This is a genomic window from Enterobacter sp. JUb54, assembly GCF_014298075.1.
Taxonomy (GTDB): domain Bacteria; phylum Pseudomonadota; class Gammaproteobacteria; order Enterobacterales; family Enterobacteriaceae; genus Klebsiella; species Klebsiella lignicola.
The window spans coordinates 4,458,777-4,476,054 of sequence record NZ_CP060418.1 but is presented as its reverse complement, the minus strand read 5'-3'; the positions used below and the strand labels follow the sequence as shown (position 1 = coordinate 4,476,054).

Genomic DNA, 17,278 nt, shown 5'->3' with positions numbered 1-17,278 from the left:
TTTATTCAAACTCATCCCAGCCATCAAGCTGTCTGCTCTCTTTCTGCATCTCGCGCTGGAAAATCTCCTCCAGCTCCCGGCGCGCTTCCCGCACGCGTGATATCTGCAGCGTATCAGTATTTACCGGCATTAACTCGCGCAGCATTCGCATATCCAGACGACGAAAGTGCAGTTGCGCACGTTGTGCCTGGTGCGGGTGCATGCCGACGGTAATCAGCGCTTTGCGCCCCAACTCCAGGGCGCTGGAAAAAGTCTCACGCGAAAACTGCACCACGCCGGCCTGCAGCAATTCATGGGCCTCAACGCGGCCCCGCGCCCGCGCCAGGATATTGAGATGCGGGAAATGCTGCTGGCACATCTCCACCAGCTTCATAGTATCTTCCGGCTCATTGCAGGTGATCACGATCGATTGTGCCGCCTCGGCCCCTGCCGAGCGCAGCAACTCCAGCTGAGTAGCATCACCAAAATAGACCTTGTACCCATATTTGCGCATCAGATTAACCGCGCTGATATCGCGCTCCAGTACGGTAATACGCATTTTATTGGCCATCAGTAAGCGGCCGATCACCTGCCCGAAACGGCCAAAGCCGACGATAATGACCTGCGGTTTATCATCCTCAACCCACGGCGCCTCATCTTCTTCTTCCGACTGATTAAAACGCCGGGAGAGCACGCTATCTATCAGGGTCATCAGGAGCGGCGTGGTCATCATCGACAATGTAACCGTCACCAGCAGCAGCGCCATCTGATCGTTTTCAAACAGTCGGAGTGAAGCCGGCAGCGAGAACAGTACAAAAGCAAACTCTCCACCCTGGCTCAGCACCCCGGCAAACTGCATTCGTTCCGAGCTGCGCAAGCCATACACTCTTGCCAGGATATACAGCACCAGGCTTTTTACCGCCACCAGCACCGCGACGCTTGCCGCCACCCACAGCAAATGGGTGTACAGCACGCCAAGATTCAGCGCCATCCCCACGGAGATAAAAAACAGACCGAGCAGAAGTCCCTTAAACGGCTCGATAGCAATCTCCAGCTCGTGGCGATATTCGCTTTCGGCCAGCAGCACGCCGGCAATAAAGGTACCGAGCGCCATCGACAGGCCAAGGGCGTCCATAAACAGAGCCGACCCCAGCACCAGCAACAGCGTTGCAGCGGTGAATACTTCGCGCACACCGGAGCCGGCGATAAAGCGGAAAACCGGCCTCAGCAAAAAGCGGCCGCCAATCAGCATGCCGCCGAAAGCCAGCACCTTCATCCCGATCGTGACCCAGTCAAAATGGTCATCGCCGGGACCCGCCAGCAGCGGTACCAGGGCCAGCGCCGGGATCACCGCCAGATCCTGAAACAGCAGGACGGAAAACCCCAGTTGCCCGGATTCGCTCCGGCTCATTCCCTTCTCACGCATCAACTGTAGCGCCATCGCCGTGGACGACATCGCCAGCCCAATACCGCCGACCACCGCCGCCTGCCAGGAGAAGCCGGTCAGCACCAGCAGGCCGCCGAGAATACCCGCGCTGAGCAGCACCTGCGCCGCCCCCACGCCAAAGATCGAACTGCGCAAGCGCCACAGCTTAGACGGATTCAGTTCCAGCCCGATGATAAACATCAGGAACACCACGCCCAGCTCGGAGAAATGGAGGATCTCATCGACATCACTGATGAATCCCAGCCCCCACGGGCCAATCGCAATTCCGGCCAGCAGATAGCCTAAGACTGCACCGATACCGAGCCTGGCGGCCAGCGGTACCGCAACCACGGCAGCAAACAGAAATAAGACGCCGGCTAACAGCAGATCAGCTCCCGCCATAAATTCCTCCTGCCGTAATGGGATTGGCCAGCCAGTCACGGTAGGCGCGGGCATGACTTTTCAGATCGTCGGGCGATTGCCGGCGAGCCCAGTAGACAATAATCGGACTCATCCAGTGCATGCGACACATGCCGGCCGTCAGCTCAAAGGGCCGCAGAATATCGTTCATCGGATAGCGGTTTGCATCACGTCGGTAGGCACTTTCTGGCTCACCGGTGGTGATCACGCTGCGCCAGTACTTTCCCGCGAGCTGATTTCCTCCGGCACCGCTGGCAAAGCCGCGGCTCAGAACCCTGTCCAGCCACTCTTTCAGTAAGGCCGGGCAGCTCCAGGTGTATAACGGATGCTGGAACACAATCACCTCATGTTGGCGCAGGAGTTCCTGCTCATGGGCAATATCGATAAAAAAATCGGGGTAGTGCGCATAAAGATCGTGCACGGTGACATTAGGCAACTGTAAAGCCGGTTCAAGCAAAACCCGGTTGGCCACGGAATCCTGGGATTCTGGGTGGGCATACAGCAGCAAAACCTTCGCTGTCTGAGACATCATTCCCCTCCCGAATGTCTTTTGGCGGCCTCTAACATGGCTGCGTCCTGACGCAACCAGAATGACTTTGTCTATCGTCTTCGTTTTGGGCTACCATTGCGGCCCGGTGGAGCTATTTGCTACCACATTACATTATCATAATGACAAACTAACATAGTCAGAACATACGGCGCCTTATGATTGTTTTCTCCTCGTTACAAATTCGTCGCGGCGTACGAGTCCTGCTGGACAACGCCACTGCCACCATCAACCCTGGCCAGAAAGTCGGTCTGGTGGGCAAAAACGGCTGCGGGAAATCCACGCTGCTATCGCTTTTGAAAAACGAGATTAGCGCCGACGGCGGCAGTATGACCTTCCCGGGCAGCTGGCAGCTGGCGTGGGTTAATCAGGAAACCCCGGCACTTCCGCAGCCCGCTATTGATTATGTTATCGATGGCGATCGCGAATATCGCCAGCTTGAAGCGGATTTACATCACGCCAACGAGCAGAACGACGGCCACGCTATCGCCACGGTGCACGGCAAGCTGGATGCCATCGATGCCTGGACCATTCGCTCCCGCGCCGCCAGCCTGCTGCACGGGCTGGGGTTCAGCAACGAACAACTCGAAAGCCCGGTCAGCGACTTTTCCGGCGGCTGGCGTATGCGTCTGAACCTGGCGCAGGCGCTGATTTGCCGTTCCGATTTACTGCTGCTCGATGAACCGACCAACCACCTTGACCTCGACGCGGTCATCTGGCTGGAAAAATGGCTCAAAGGCTATCCGGGCACGCTGATTCTGATCTCTCACGACCGCGACTTCCTCGATCCGATCGTCGATAAAATCATTCATATCGAACAGCAAACCATGTTCGAATACACCGGCAACTACAGCTCGTTTGAAATCCAGCGCGCGACCCGCCTGTCGCAGCAGCAGTCGATGTACGAAAGCCAGCAGCTGCGCGTCGCGCATCTGCAGAGCTATATCGACCGTTTTCGTGCCAAGGCCACTAAAGCCAAGCAGGCACAGAGCCGTATCAAGATGCTGGAGCGTATGGAGCTGATCGCCCCGGCCCACGTCGATAACCCGTTCCACTTCAGCTTCCGCGCCCCGGAAAGCCTGCCCAATCCCCTGTTGAAAATGGAGAAGGTCAGCGCCGGATACGGCGAGCGGATTATTCTGGACTCCATCAAACTCAACCTGGTGCCGGGTTCCCGTATCGGCCTGTTAGGCCGTAATGGCGCCGGTAAATCGACGCTGATTAAGCTGCTGGCCGGTGAACTCCAGCCGCTGCACGGTGAGATTGGCCTCGCCAAAGGTATTAAGCTTGGCTACTTTGCCCAGCATCAGTTGGAGTTCCTGCGCGCGGATGAATCGCCATTGCAGCACCTGGCTCGTCTGGCGCCACAGGAGCTGGAGCAGAAGCTGCGCGATTATCTCGGCGGGTTTGGTTTCCAGAGCGACAAGGTCAACGAAGAGACCCAGCGTTTCTCCGGCGGTGAAAAAGCGCGACTGGTGCTGGCACTCATCGTCTGGCAGCGCCCGAACCTGCTGCTGCTCGATGAACCCACCAACCACCTTGATCTCGATATGCGCCAGGCCTTAACCGAAGCGCTGATTGATTTCGAAGGCGCACTGGTGGTGGTATCGCACGATCGCCATCTGATCCGCTCGACCACTGACGATCTCTATCTGGTGCACGACGGCAAAGTTGAGCCGTTTGATGGCGACCTGGAGGATTATCAGCAGTGGCTCAGCGACTCGCAAAAGCAGGAAAGCCAGAGCACTGAAGCACCGAAAGAGGCCGGTAACAGCGCCCAGGCCCGCAAAGATCAAAAACGGCGGGAAGCCGAACTGCGTACGCTGACTCAACCGCTGCGCAAAGAGATCACCCGCCTCGAAAAAGAGATGGAGAAGCTCAACACACAACTTGCCCAGGCGGAAGAGCTGCTGGGCGACAGCGAGCTGTATGACATCTCTCGCAAAGCGGAGTTAACCGCCTGCCTGCAGCAGCAGGCCAGTGCGAAGTCGGGTCTGGAAGAGTGTGAAATGGCCTGGCTGGAGGCGCAAGAGCAGTTGGAGCAAATGCTGCAGGAAGGCTAAAGCCGGGTATGCTAATAACAGAGGCGAAAATCCAGCGATGTGGTTTTATGGGAACGCATCGTGCTTCGCCTCTGTTAAAAACCGCATAACTCACCTGCAAGAGGAACTGCCATGGTTAAAAAAATGCTCCTTTCCCTCTCACTGCTGTGCGCCCTGACCCATACAGCCTTTGCCGCCTACACCGAGAGCGAATTAAAAAACAAAGAAAACGTCATCGCATTTTATAATAAAGCGTTGAACGATAAAGACTTTGAGGCCGCCAGCCCCTATCTCGGCCAGCAGTATATCCAGCACAACCCCGGTGCAAAGGATGGGCCTGAAGGCTTTCGCCAGTTTATCGCCTTCCTGAAAGATAAATACCCGGACTCCCGCAGCGAGATTAAACGGACGATCGTCGATGGCGACTACGTTGTCCTGCACGTCGCCACCACCGGACGCGAACCCGGAGTCACCCGCGCCATCGTGGATATTTTCCGCCTCGATGCACAGCACAAAATCGTGGAACACTGGGACGTTATTCAGACTGTTCCGGAAAAAACGGCCAGCGGCAACGGCATGTTTTAAATCCGTCACTCAGCCATCTGTAGTGCAAGGTGGCTGTTTTTCCTGCGTTATTCTCTGACCTCCCCTACACCTTGCTCTGTTTCCCCTCGTCATAACACTTGCGAATGTGTCTTGTTTAACCAATTTATTTACTTTACTGTAAAGTAAATAAATTGATGTGGATGCCGTAACATGACGCTGTACAAAAGGTGGGGTTATCTGTTGTTTTTCATGTTGTTATCGGCATTCAGCGCCGGAAATTCTGCGTCCGCACACCTTATTATCGCGCCGGTAGCGATCAAAATATCCGCCATCTGTCCGGCGCCCGCCGCCTGGACGCGCAGCGGCCTGCAACAGCGGTTATTCAACCGTCAAAGTACGCTGGCAACGCTGCATCAACTGCGGGAAAAGTTGCAGCAAAACTCACTCAGTATCCAGGTCTATGACCGCCTGTGGACAGCATATCAGTGGAACCTGATGTTGCTTGAACTCAATCCACTCTGCGTCAACTACGCACGACGCGCCCTTTACTGTCCTGAAGCCTACCCCTCGCTTCTCCGGAAACTTTATCCCGCTGACTGACGAAAGGTTTGTGAATATGCTGGCACATTTTTTTGTTTCCCGACCCGTTTTTGCCGCCGTCATGGCAATTTGCATCATGGCGGCCGGTGCGCTCGCCCTGTTTACGCTACCCGTTGAACAATATCCCGATATCGCACCGCCTGGCGTCACTGTGACGGCAAACTACCCTGGCGCCTCTGCTGAAACGATCGAAGAAAGCGTCACTCAGGTGCTGGAACAGCAAATTAAGGGCATCGATGGTTTGCTCTATTTCTCCTCCAGCAGCAGCTCTGCCGGACAGGCACGCATCAGCCTCAGCTTTGCCCAGAATATCGATCCGGATATGGCGCAGGTCCAGGTCCAGAACGCCGTCAACCAGGCATTAACCCGTTTACCGCAGGAAGTACAACAGCAGGGGATCACGGTGACCAAATCGCAGGGAGACAGCCTGATGGTGGTCGCCCTGTACGATACAACCGGCCAGCTTACCAATATTGATATCAACGACTTCCTGGTCAGCACCTTGCAGGATCCGCTCAGCCGCGTCGATGGCGTCGGAGAAACCACGGTGTTCGGCGCCCAGTACGCCATGCGCATCTGGCTGAACCCGCACAAGCTCAACAGTTTCGGGCTGATGCCTTCTGATGTACGCGCCGCCATTGAGGCGCAAAACACGCAGGTGACCAGCGGGGAAATCGGCACGCTGCCGACGCTGGAGGGACAATACCTCAACGCGACCGTCACAATGCAGTCGCGGCTGGAAACGCCGGAACAGTTTGAAAACATCACGATTCGGACCAACCGCGATGGGTCCACGATCTATCTGCGCGACGTTGCTCGCGTCGAGGTCGGCGCCGAAAACTATCAGAACCTGACCACCCTGAATGGCTACCCGGCCGCCGGGATCTCCATCCAACTGGCCTCAGGGGCAAACGCGCTCAGTACTGCCGAAAATGTACGCGCTGAAGTCGAAAGATTAAGCCCTCAGTTCCCTGCCGGCATGGTGGCGGCCTACCCACGCGACAGTACGCCGTTCGTCACCGTCTCGATTGAAGGCGTGGTGCAAACCCTTATCGAAGCCATCATTCTGGTGGTGATCGTCATGTACTTGTTCCTGCAAAACTGGCGTGCGACGTTGATCCCAACGGTCACCGTCCCGGTCGTCCTGCTTGGCACCTTTGGCATCCTCAGCGTGCTCGGCTACAACATCAATACCCTGACGCTGTTCGCCATGGTTCTGGCGATAGGTCTGCTGGTCGATGATGCCATCGTGGTGGTCGAAAACGTCGAGCGGGTAATGGCTGAAGAGGGACTCGGCCCGGTAGAGGCGACGCTACGCTCGATGAATGAGGTCACCGGAGCGCTGATCGGTATCGCGATGGTGCTGTCGGCCGTCTTTGTTCCCATGGCCTTTTTTGGCGGCTCCGTTGGCATCATCTACCGGCAGTTTACCGCCACGATCGTGACCGCCATGAGCCTGTCCGCGCTGATAGCAATGACGCTGACCCCGACCTTGTGCGCGCATTTGCTCAAGCCCGGTCACGCGAAGCAAGGCCGCTTTTTCCGCTGGTTTAACCACGGTGTCGAAAAAAGCCAAAACCGCTATCTCATTCTTCTACAGCGCATCACTCGCCGGCCCTTACGTAACTGCCTGCTCACTCTCCTGCTGATCCTGTTGATGCTCTGGCAGTATCAACGCCTGCCAACCGGCTTCCTGCCGGAGGAGGATCAGGGGTCAGTCGTCATTCAGTTTACGCTGCCGTCCGGCTCGCCGATGTCGATGACCGAGCAGGCGGGAAAAGAGATCTCAAACTATTTTATGACCGAAGAGAAAGACAACCTGAACGTCATTTTTATGGTCACCGGGCGTAATAACGCCGGCAGCGGGCAAAACGTCGGTATGGCGTTTGTCGAGTTAAAACGCTGGGACGAACGCCAGGGGACGGAAAACAGCGCCCAGTCGATTATTGCTCGCGCCAATCAGTACTTCAGGGCCTCGACCAACGCGACGATTAGCGTTTCCGCCCCGCCGGCCGTTCGCGGGCTTGGGCAGTCCAGCGGCTTTGAGCTGTGGCTGCAGGACCAGTCGCCGCAAGGGTATGACGCGCTACTGGCGGCGCAAAAAAACCTGCTGTCGATGGCAACAGCCAACAGCAATCTCGATGCAGTGAGGCTCAACAGCCTTGATGAAAAATCCCAGCTGCACATTGAGGTGGATCGTCAAAAGGCCGAATCCCAGGGGCTGGCGCAGGCTGACATCAACGAGACCATCGCCGCCGCCTGGGGGGGCGCTTACGTTAACGATTTTGTCGACCGCGGACGTATCAAACGTGTTTATATGCAAGGCGATGCCCCGTGGCGCTCCAGCCCCGAAAGTCTCGCCGCCTGGTTTGTACGCGGCAGTGAAGACAACATGGCCTCTTTCAACAGCTTCGCGTCGATGCAATGGACCACCGGGCCACAGATGCTGCAGCGATTTAACGGTCTGTCGGCGGTCCAGTTCCAGGGAAGCGCCGCCAGCGGTATCAGCTCCGGTAGCGCAATGAATGAGATGACCTCACTGGTGCAGGACCTGGATGGCTTCGGTCTGCAATGGAGCGGTTTGTCATACCAGGAACAGGCCTCATCGGGGCAGACGCTGTGGGTTTACCTTGCCTCCGCGATCTTTATTTTCCTCTGTCTTGCCGCGCTCTATGAAAGCTGGTCAATTCCGCTGGCCGTCATGTTGATCATTCCACCGGGCATATTGGGGGCCGTAAGCGCATCGACGCTGGCCGGTTTTGATAACGATATTTACTTTCAGGTCGGGATGCTGACCACCATGGGGCTGTCGGCTAAAAATGCCATCTTGATCGTTGAGTTCGCCCAGACGAGGCTGGCGGCAGGCCAAAAGCTGGTGGAAGCCACCCTTGAAGGCGCGCGCCTGCGTTTGCGGCCGATCATAATGACGTCGCTGGCATTTGTTGCTGGCGCCATCCCTCTGGTACTCTCTAGCGGAGCTGGCGCATCGAGCCGCACGGAAATCGGAACCGCGGTGATCGGCGGAATGCTTTCCGGGACACTCCTGACGCTGCTCCTGGTCCCGCTTTTTTTCATCCTGATCCAGCAGGGGATCCACTCCCTAAAAGGAAAACACAAAGGATAGCAATTGATGGCTAACCAACGCGGGCGTCCGATGACCGCACGCCCTCGCATTTTACATACCGCATGCGAACTGTTTTTAAAGCACGGGCTGGATGTCTCCCTCGACGCCATCGCCGCTGAAGCAGGAAGCTCCCGCCCCACGCTCTATAACCACTTCCCGGGTGGTAAAGATGCGCTGCTGCTGGAGAGCTTTACCTATTTAAACGGGAAAATGCAGCCGCCGCTGCGTCAGCTGCTGCAGGATAAGCAGCACGACCTGCCAGCGCTGCTGCTTGGTTTTGCCCGTGTCGTCCAGGCGCACTTTTACAGTGCGGAAAATATCCGTTTTCAGCGCCTGCTGATCCAGGTGCTGGTGCAAAAGCCCGAGCTGTACGCAGCACTCGAACAACGCCCGGCGGGCCGGGTGTTGACCGTACTGGTTGAGATACTCAGCACGCAAAATGCGCGCGGCACGCTGACCCTGACGGAACCCGAGGTTCAGGCCAGATTGTTCCTTGGGTCGGTGATGGGTTACCCGTTACCGGCGGCGCTGATCTCGCAGCAGGCCCTTGATCCCGCCCAGTTGGAGCCGCTCGCTAAGTCCGCCGTCACCACTTTCCTCAGCGCCTGGCATTACCACTCCTGAGCCGCCGGACAGACGCCTGCCGGGTGCGATAATTTCCGGCAGCGCGTACTCCAGTCATCACCCGGACGCAATTTCGTGTAACCTATAGAGCTGGCCGTAAGACCACATATTGGATAACCGGCGCACCTCGTGCGCGGTATAGTGTTGTATTAGTTTATTAATTGCTCTGGTGCTATGGTTGAAATCACCCCCACAGAAATGACGCCCCCTGAAGACGATTCGCGCGAGTTTCATCCGATGCGCGGCGTGGGCAATCGTCATCTGCAAACCATGCTTCCGCGTCTGATCCGCCGCAAACTGGGCTTCACCCCCTTCTGGCAACGCCTCGAGCTGCCGGACGGTGATTTTGTCGATCTGGCATGGAGCGAAGACCCCTCCCTGGCACGGCACAAACCGCGCCTGGTCGTTTTTCACGGCCTGGAAGGCAGCCTGCACAGCCCCTACGCCCACGGTCTGATTCATGCCGCCATGCAGCGCGGCTGGCTTGGCGTGGTGATGCATTTTCGCGGCTGTAGTGGTGAACCCAATCGCAATAACCGGATCTATCATTCTGGCGAAACCGAAGACGGCAGCTGGTTTCTGCACTGGCTGCAACGTGAATTTGGTACGGTCCCGACCGCCGCCGTTGGCTATTCACTGGGGGGGAACATGCTGGGCTGCCTGCTGGCAAAAGAAGGCGATAACGCCCCGCTGGACGCCGCGGTGATCGTCTCAGCCCCCTTCATGCTGGAAGCCTGCAGCTATCATATGGATAAAGGCTTTTCCCGGGTCTATCAGCGCTATCTGCTTAACCTGTTAAAGGCCAATGCGGCCCGTAAGCTGAAGGCCTACCCGGGTTCGCTGCCGGTCGATTTACGCCAGCTCAAAGGGATGCGCCGTATCCGCGAGTTTGACGATATGATCACCGCGAAAATCCACGGCTTCGCCGATGCGCTAGACTACTATCGCCAGTGCAGCGCGATGCCGCGATTAAGTGATATCACCACGCCGACGCTGATCATTCACGCGAAGGACGATCCTTTCATGGATCACCACTCTATCCCGCCGCAAGAACAGCTGCCGGCAAATGTCGAATATCAGCTGACCGAGCAAGGCGGGCACGTCGGGTTCGTTGGCGGCACGCTGCGTAAGCCGGAAATGTGGCTGGAACGACGCATTCCGGACTGGTTAACCCGTTGGTTGGGAGCATAAATATGATTATTCCCTGGCACGATCTGGATCCCGAAACGCTGGATAACCTGATCGAAAGCTTTGTATTGCGTGAAGGCACCGATTATGGTGAACATGAACGCTCGCTGGTGGATAAAGTCGCCGACGTCAAACAACAGTTAAAAAGCGGAGAAGCCGTGCTGGTGTGGTCTGAACTACACGAAACGGTCAACATTATGCCCCGCAAGCAGTTCCACGGCTAAGGCGGCACCACACCATCGTTTAATCTGGGAGTTGTTATGTCTGCCAAACATCCGGTGATTGCCGTCACGGGTTCCAGCGGTGCGGGAACCACGACCACCAGCCTCGCCTTTCGTAAAATTTTCGCACAGCTGAATCTGCGTTCTGCGGAAGTCGAAGGCGACAGCTTCCATCGCTACACCCGCCCGGAAATGGACATGGCGATCCGCAAAGCGCGCGATCAGGGCAAGCACATCAGCTACTTCGGCCCGGAAGCCAACGACTTCGGCCTGCTGGAAAATACCTTCCTTGAATACGGGCGCAACGGCAGCGGCCAGTCGCGAAAATACCTGCATACCTATGACGAAGCGGTCCCGTGGAATCAGGTTCCAGGTACCTTCACGCCGTGGCAGCCGCTCCCGGAACCAACCGACGTCCTGTTTTATGAAGGGCTGCATGGCGGCGTGGTCACCCCGCAGTACAACGTCGCGCAAAATGTCGACCTGCTGGTCGGGGTGGTGCCGATTGTCAATCTGGAATGGATCCAGAAGCTTATCCGGGATACCAGCGAGCGCGGCCATTCCCGTGAAGCGGTAATGGATTCCGTGGTGCGTTCGATGGAGGACTACATCAACTTCATCACCCCGCAGTTTTCCCGTACCCATATCAACTTCCAGCGAGTCCCCACCGTCGATACCTCGAACCCGTTTGCGGCGAAAGGCATCCCTTCACTGGATGAAAGCTTTGTGGTGATCCACTTCCGTAATCTGCAGGATATCGATTTCCCGTGGCTGCTCGCGATGCTGCAGGGATCGTTTATCTCGCATATCAATACGCTGGTGGTTCCGGGGGGCAAAATGGGTCTGGCGATGGAGCTGATCATGACGCCGCTGGTAGAGCGCCTGATGGAAGGCAGAAAGATCGACTAGCCATAAAAAACCCCGGACGCATAACGACCGGGGTTGTTCTCTGCTACCTGGCACTATCCTGCCGTCGGTTAGCCTTCAATGACTTCATAGGTGTGGGTGATGTTGACTGCTTTTTGCAGCATCAGCGCCACCGAGCAATATTTCTCTGCCGACAGATCCACCGCACGCGATACCGCCGCATCCTTCAGCTCTTTGCCGGTCACAATGAAATGCATGTTGATATGGGTAAACAGGCGCGGCGCCTCTTCCCGGCGTTCAGAGGTCAGCTTCACCTCACAGTTGGTCACATCGTGACGCCCTTTCTGCAAAATAGACACAACATCAATCGCGCTGCATCCGCCCGCCGCCATCAACACCATTTCCATCGGGCTTGGCGCTTTATCTCCGGAGTTGCCGTCCATCAGAATCTGGTGACCTGATGCGGACTCTCCGATGAAGGTTAACCCTTCAACCCATTTCACACGAGCTTGCATAAAATTTAACTCCGAGGTTGCAATTTTCCTGACAGATTACGCGCACATAACAATTCTCGCAACGGAAGGCGACCTACATCATGCTGAAGCGAGACACCAGGAGACATGCGGCAAAAGCTATGCTAAAACAGTCGGGATGCTACAGTATTACATTGATGTATTGCATGTATGCAGAGGAGTTCACATTACAGGCTGAAGAAAAATCACCAGCCATTTCCCAGGCATAGGGAAACAATACGATTGCATGCCCGGATGCCGTGTAGTGTCGGCACCCGGAGATAGCTTATAACAGAGGATAACCGCGCATGGTGCTTGGCAAACCGCAAACAGACCCTACCCTCGAATGGTTCTTGTCTCATTGCCATATTCATAAGTACCCATCGAAAAGCACGCTGATCCACCAGGGTGAAAAAGCAGAAACGTTGTACTACATCGTCAAAGGCTCTGTGGCTGTGCTCATCAAGGATGAAGAAGGTAAAGAGATGATCCTCTCTTACCTCAACCAGGGCGATTTCATCGGTGAATTAGGCTTGTTTGAAGAAGGCCAGGAGCGTAGCGCCTGGGTACGTGCAAAAACCGCATGTGAAGTGGCCGAAATCTCTTACAAAAAATTCCGTCAGCTGATCCAGGTTAACCCGGATATTCTGATGCGCTTGTCGTCGCAGATGGCTCGTCGTCTGCAGGTCACCTCCGAAAAAGTGGGTAACCTTGCCTTCCTCGACGTCACCGGTCGTATCGCTCAGACGCTGCTGAATCTGGCTAAACAGCCGGACGCCATGACCCACCCTGATGGTATGCAAATTAAAATTACCCGCCAGGAAATTGGTCAGATCGTCGGTTGCTCCCGCGAAACCGTCGGCCGTATTCTGAAGATGCTGGAAGATCAGAATCTGATCTCCGCACACGGTAAAACTATCGTCGTTTACGGTACGCGTTAAGTCGTTAAAACGGCGTGTTGCCCACGCAATACGCCGTTTTTGTCTCCCCCTGATGTGGCGCAGGCTGATTTACCACCCGGAAGTCAACTATGCACTGCGGCAAACGCTGGTGTTGTGTTTGCCTGTCGCGGTCGGTCTTCTCCTCGGCCATCTGCAACAGGGTCTGCTGTTCTCCTTAGTACCTGCCTGCTGTAACGTCGCCGGTCTGGACACCCCGCACAAACGCTTTTTCAAACGCCTGATCGTGGGCGGCTCGCTGTTTGCCGGCTGTAGTCTGGTGGTCCAGCTGCTGCTGCAACAGGAGATCCCGCTGCCCCTGATCCTTAGCGGCCTGGCGCTGCTGCTTGGCGTGACGGCAGAGATTAGCTCGCTCCATGCCAGACTCCTCCCGGCCTCGCTGATTGCGGCCATTTTTACCCTGAGCCTTGCCGGGAACATGCCCATCTGGGAGCCGCTGTTGATCTACGCCCTCGGCACCTTGTGGTACGGATTGTTTAGCTGGTTCTGGTTCTGGCTCTGGCGCGAACAGCCGCTACGTGAATCCCTGAGCCTGCTCTACCGGGAGCTGGCTAACTACTGCGAAGCGAAATACAGCCTGCTGACTCAGCATATCGACCCGGCGACATCGCTTCCACCGCTGCTCACTCGCCAGCAAAAGGTGGTGGACCTGATCACCCAGTGCTACCAGCAGATGCATATGCTGGCGGCGAACCAGCGCAACGATCACAAGCGCCTGCTGCGGGCGTTTCAGGTGGCGCTGGATCTACAGGAACATATCTCCGTCAGCCTGCATCAGCCTGAGGAAGTCCAGAAGCTGGTGGAGCGTAGCCACGCCGAGGCGGTGATCCGCTGGAACGCGCAAACCGTTGCCGCCCGTCTGCGGGTGCTGGCCGACGACATTCTGTACCATCGTTATCCGCAACGCTTTCATATGGATAAGCAGATTGGCGCGCTGGAGAAAATAGCCTGGCAGCACCCCGACAACCCGGTGGGGCAATTCTGTGCCTGGCACTTTAGCCGCATCGCCCGGGTGCTGCGCACCCAGCGCCCGCTGTATGCCCGCAACCTGATGGCAGATAAAGAACGCCGCCTGCCGCTGCTGCCGGCGCTAAAGCACTATCTCTCATGGAAATCGCCGGCGCTGCGCAATGCCGCGCGTATCTGCGTGATGCTCACCGCCGCCAGCCTGATGGGCAGCGCCCTGCATCTTCCCAAGCCCTACTGGATCTTAATGACGGTGCTTTTCGTCACCCAAAACGGCTACGGCGCGACGCGAGTGCGCATCGTTCATCGAGCGGCCGGCACCCTCGCCGGCCTCGCCATTGCCGGGCTGACGCTGCATTTTCACGTTCCTGATGGCTATACGCTGACCGCACTGCTGATCATTACGCTGCTGAGCTACCTGATTATTCGCAAGCACTACGGCTGGGCGATGGTCGGCTTTACCGTGACGGCGGTATATACCCTGCAGCTGCTGACACTTAACGGCGAGCAGTACATTGTCGCCAGGCTTATCGATACGCTTATCGGCTGCCTGATCGCCTTTGGCGGGATGGTCTGGCTGTGGCCACAGTGGCAGAGCGGGTTGCTACGTAAAAACGCCCACGACGCGCTGGAGTCCGATCAGGAGGCCCTCAGGCTGATCCTCAGCGACGATCACCAGGCTCCGGCGCTGGCCTATCGCCGCATGCGCGTCAATCAGGCACATAACTCGCTGTTTAACTCATTGAACCAGGCCATGCAGGAGCCAGGGTTTAACTCGCATTATCTGGAAGATATGAAGCTGTGGGTCACCCACAGCCAGTTTATTGTTGAGCACATCAACGCGATGACCACCCTGGCCCGCGAGCACAACATGCTGACGCCGGAGCTGGCCCGGCGCTATCTGGAATCCTGTGAGATTGCGCTTCAGCGCTGTCAGCAGCGGCTGGACACTGACGGTCCCGGCAGCGCTGACGACGTGAATATTATGGAGTCTCAGGACGTTGAAGTGAGTCGTGGCCCGCTAAGTACCATGGAGCAGCATCTGCAGCGGATCCTCGACCATCTGAACACCATGCACACCATCTCGTCGGTGGCATGGCGTCAGCGCCCACATCATGGCATCTGGCTGAGCGCGACTAAGCGCTAAGCACCTTCTGCACCGCCTGGGCAAAGCGCGCCATTCCTTCGGCAATATCCTGCTCATCGATCACCAGCGACGGCACAAAGCGCATGACGTCCGGCCCGGCGTTGAGCACCATGACGCCCGCATCCGCCGCGGCATACAGGAAATCGCGCGCCCGGCCTTGATGCTGCGGTTTGAGCTCTGCGCCAATCAGCAGCCCCATGCCGCGGATATCGCTAAACAGGTCGAAGCGAGCATCAATCTCCTGCAGATGTTGCACAAACAGCGCCCGCTTCGCGTTCACCCCTTCCAGCACATCAGGCGTGTTGATCAGGTCAAATGCCGCCCCGGCAACGGCGCAGGCCAGCGGGTTGCCGCCGTAGGTTGAACCGTGGGAGCCGGCGTGGAAGGCGCTGGCAATCTCGTTCGTGGTCAGCACGGCGCTGATCGGAAAACCGCCGCCCAGCGCTTTGGCGCTGGTGAGGATGTCCGGCGTCACGCCATAGTGCATGTACGCAAACAGCGAACCGGTACGCCCCATCCCGCACTGTACTTCATCAAACACCAGCAGCGCCTGATGCTCATCGCACAGTTCGCGCAGCCCTTTCAGAAACTCTGGCGTCGCCGCCATCACGCCACCTTCGCCCTGAATCGGCTCTACCACGATTGCGCAGGTGTGATCGTCCATCACCGCTTTAACCGCGTGCAGATCGTTAAACGGCACGTGGATAATATCGGCGGGTTTCGGGCCGAAACCATCAGAATACTTTGGCTGCCCGCCCACGGACACGGTAAACAGCGAGCGGCCATGGAAGGCGTTATGGAAAGCGATGATTTTAGTCTTATACGGACTGTGGCGGGTAATGGTGTAGTGACGCGCCAGCTTGAAGGCCGTTTCGTTAGCTTCCGTACCGGAGTTCATAAATACCACACGCTCGGCAAAGGTGGCGTCCACCAGCTTGCGACCAAGGCGCAACGCCGGTTCGTTGGTAAAGACGTTGCTGGTGTGCCACAGGGTTTCGCCCTGATGCTGCAGCGCCGCCACCAGCGCCGGATGACAATGACCTAACGCCGTCACCGCAATCCCACCGGCAAAATCAATGTACTCTTTACCCTGCTGATCCCATACGCGGCTACCTTTACCCTTTACCGGGATGAATTCCGCAGGTGCATAAATCGGCAGAATAACTTCATCGAATGTGGCGCGGGTAATTACCGGTTGCTCAGTTGCCATGTCATGCCATCCTTCTTCGTTACGCAATCATTATTGTGATAATCTAATCACAAAATATGCATAAAAAATCAATTAATGGCAACTGTATCGCCAAAATAATTCGGGTTGTGAGGTGAAGCGACTAAGCGCTGGCCAGAAGGGTGAGCCTCACCATCAATGAGGCTCATACATCCAGGCAACTTGAAGGATGAAAGGTATAAATCATCGATTGAGGAAGTTTGCCAGCAGCTGATGCCCCTGCTCGCTGAGAATACTCTCCGGGTGGAACTGTACCCCTTCGAGATCCCACTCGCGATGGCGAATCCCCATAATTTCACCGCTCTCGCTACGCGCCGTTACGTCAAAGCAGTCGGGAAGCGTTGCAGGATCAATCAGTAAAGAGTGATAGCGGGTGACCACCAGCGGATTATTCAGCCCCAGGAAAACCCCGGAGCCGTTGTGGCGGATGGGGGAGGTTTTGCCGTGCATGACGGTGGCGGCGCGTACGATAGTGGCCCCAAAGACCTGCGCAATCGCCTGATGGCCCAGGCAAACCCCCAGCAGCGGAACCCGACCGGCGTAGTGCGCGATAACCGCCAGCGAGATGCCGGACTCATTCGGCGTACAGGGCCCGGGCGAGATAACAATTTTCTCCGGCGCCAGCGCCGCAATCTCCTCAAGCGTCAACTCATCGTTGCGCCTGACCAGCACCTCCGCCCCCAGCTCGCAAAAATACTGGTACAGGTTCCAGGTGAAAGAATCATAGTTATCGATAAGCAGGATCATGATGGCTCCGGAAAAAACAAAACCGGGCTATTCTACTCAGATTATGGTGTTGCGCTTATCACTTTGCGAAACATCCGTGCAGAAGGGTCGGAATCGCCCTTTCCGCTGATACAGAACGGGCGATAAGGCGCGGGC

General features: G+C 56.7%; 15 protein-coding genes. 10 read left to right on the top strand and 5 right to left on the bottom strand.

Annotated elements, in window-relative coordinates:
• Nucleotide 1: 1 nt before the first annotated feature.
• The gene (gene kefB, locus HF679_RS20550; RefSeq protein ID WP_123757363.1) at nucleotides 2–1,807 is read right to left on the bottom strand and encodes a glutathione-regulated potassium-efflux system protein KefB; all 1,806 of its coding nucleotides are present in this window, start codon (nucleotides 1,805–1,807) and stop codon (nucleotides 2–4) included.
• Entirely contained in the window at nucleotides 1,794–2,357 is a 564-nt protein-coding gene (gene kefG, locus HF679_RS20545) for a glutathione-regulated potassium-efflux system ancillary protein KefG (protein WP_123757362.1), read from the bottom strand. Before kefG ends, kefB begins: the two co-directional genes overlap by 14 nt.
• 173 nt (nucleotides 2,358–2,530) lie before the next feature.
• On the opposite strand from kefG, the gene HF679_RS20540 reads away from it, so the two are divergent.
• From HF679_RS20540 to HF679_RS20505, 8 genes are all read left to right on the top strand, one after another.
• Nucleotides 2,531–4,435 carry an ABC transporter ATP-binding protein gene (locus HF679_RS20540; RefSeq protein WP_123757361.1) on the top strand — a complete coding sequence of 635 codons (1,905 nt, stop codon included), beginning with the start codon at nucleotides 2,531–2,533 and terminating at the stop codon, nucleotides 4,433–4,435.
• Nucleotides 4,436–4,546: 111 nt separating this feature from the next.
• A complete protein-coding gene (locus HF679_RS20535; RefSeq protein WP_187042348.1) occupies nucleotides 4,547–4,999 on the top strand; it encodes an ester cyclase in 453 nt (150 codons plus the stop codon).
• Nucleotides 5,000–5,170: 171 nt separating this feature from the next.
• Nucleotides 5,171–5,560, top strand: a complete 390-nt coding sequence (locus tag HF679_RS20530; protein ID WP_123757359.1) for a hypothetical protein — start codon at nucleotides 5,171–5,173, stop codon at nucleotides 5,558–5,560.
• 16 nt (nucleotides 5,561–5,576) lie between these two features.
• Nucleotides 5,577–8,684, top strand: coding sequence for a multidrug efflux RND transporter permease subunit (locus HF679_RS20525; RefSeq protein ID WP_187042347.1), 3,108 nt, complete (start codon nucleotides 5,577–5,579; stop codon nucleotides 8,682–8,684).
• A gap of 6 nt (nucleotides 8,685–8,690) precedes the next feature.
• Entirely contained in the window at nucleotides 8,691–9,308 is a 618-nt protein-coding gene (locus tag HF679_RS20520; RefSeq protein ID WP_123757357.1) for a TetR/AcrR family transcriptional regulator, read from the top strand.
• A gap of 174 nt (nucleotides 9,309–9,482) precedes the next feature.
• Nucleotides 9,483–10,499 carry a hydrolase gene (locus HF679_RS20515; protein WP_154145010.1) on the top strand — a complete coding sequence of 339 codons (1,017 nt, stop codon included), beginning with the start codon at nucleotides 9,483–9,485 and terminating at the stop codon, nucleotides 10,497–10,499.
• A 2-nt stretch (nucleotides 10,500–10,501) separates the two neighbouring features.
• Nucleotides 10,502–10,720, top strand: a complete 219-nt coding sequence (locus tag HF679_RS20510) for a YheU family protein (protein WP_123757355.1) — start codon at nucleotides 10,502–10,504, stop codon at nucleotides 10,718–10,720.
• A 36-nt stretch (nucleotides 10,721–10,756) separates the two neighbouring features.
• Nucleotides 10,757–11,626: a phosphoribulokinase gene (locus HF679_RS20505; protein ID WP_123757354.1), complete on the top strand. Its 870-nt coding sequence runs from the start codon at nucleotides 10,757–10,759 to the stop codon at nucleotides 11,624–11,626.
• 68 nt (nucleotides 11,627–11,694) lie between these two features.
• Here the strand turns inward: HF679_RS20505 and HF679_RS20500 are convergent, their stop codons facing one another.
• Nucleotides 11,695–12,099, bottom strand: a complete 405-nt coding sequence (locus HF679_RS20500) for an OsmC family protein (protein ID WP_123757353.1) — start codon at nucleotides 12,097–12,099, stop codon at nucleotides 11,695–11,697.
• A gap of 305 nt (nucleotides 12,100–12,404) precedes the next feature.
• Here HF679_RS20500 and crp point away from each other — a divergent pair, with 305 nt between their 5' ends.
• Nucleotides 12,405–13,037, top strand: a complete 633-nt coding sequence (gene crp, locus HF679_RS20495; RefSeq protein ID WP_000242758.1) for a cAMP-activated global transcriptional regulator CRP — start codon at nucleotides 12,405–12,407, stop codon at nucleotides 13,035–13,037.
• A gap of 52 nt (nucleotides 13,038–13,089) precedes the next feature.
• Nucleotides 13,090–15,168, top strand: a complete 2,079-nt coding sequence (locus tag HF679_RS20490; RefSeq protein WP_187042346.1) for a YccS/YhfK family putative transporter — start codon at nucleotides 13,090–13,092, stop codon at nucleotides 15,166–15,168.
• On the opposite strand, the gene HF679_RS20485 is transcribed toward HF679_RS20490, so the two are convergent.
• The gene (locus tag HF679_RS20485; protein WP_187042345.1) at nucleotides 15,158–16,378 is read right to left on the bottom strand and encodes an aspartate aminotransferase family protein; all 1,221 of its coding nucleotides are present in this window, start codon (nucleotides 16,376–16,378) and stop codon (nucleotides 15,158–15,160) included. The genes HF679_RS20490 and HF679_RS20485 overlap by 11 nt on opposite strands.
• A 201-nt stretch (nucleotides 16,379–16,579) precedes the next feature.
• Nucleotides 16,580–17,143, bottom strand: a complete 564-nt coding sequence (pabA, locus tag HF679_RS20480) for an aminodeoxychorismate synthase component 2 (RefSeq protein ID WP_187042344.1) — start codon at nucleotides 17,141–17,143, stop codon at nucleotides 16,580–16,582.
• Nucleotides 17,144–17,278: the final 135 nt, after the last annotated feature.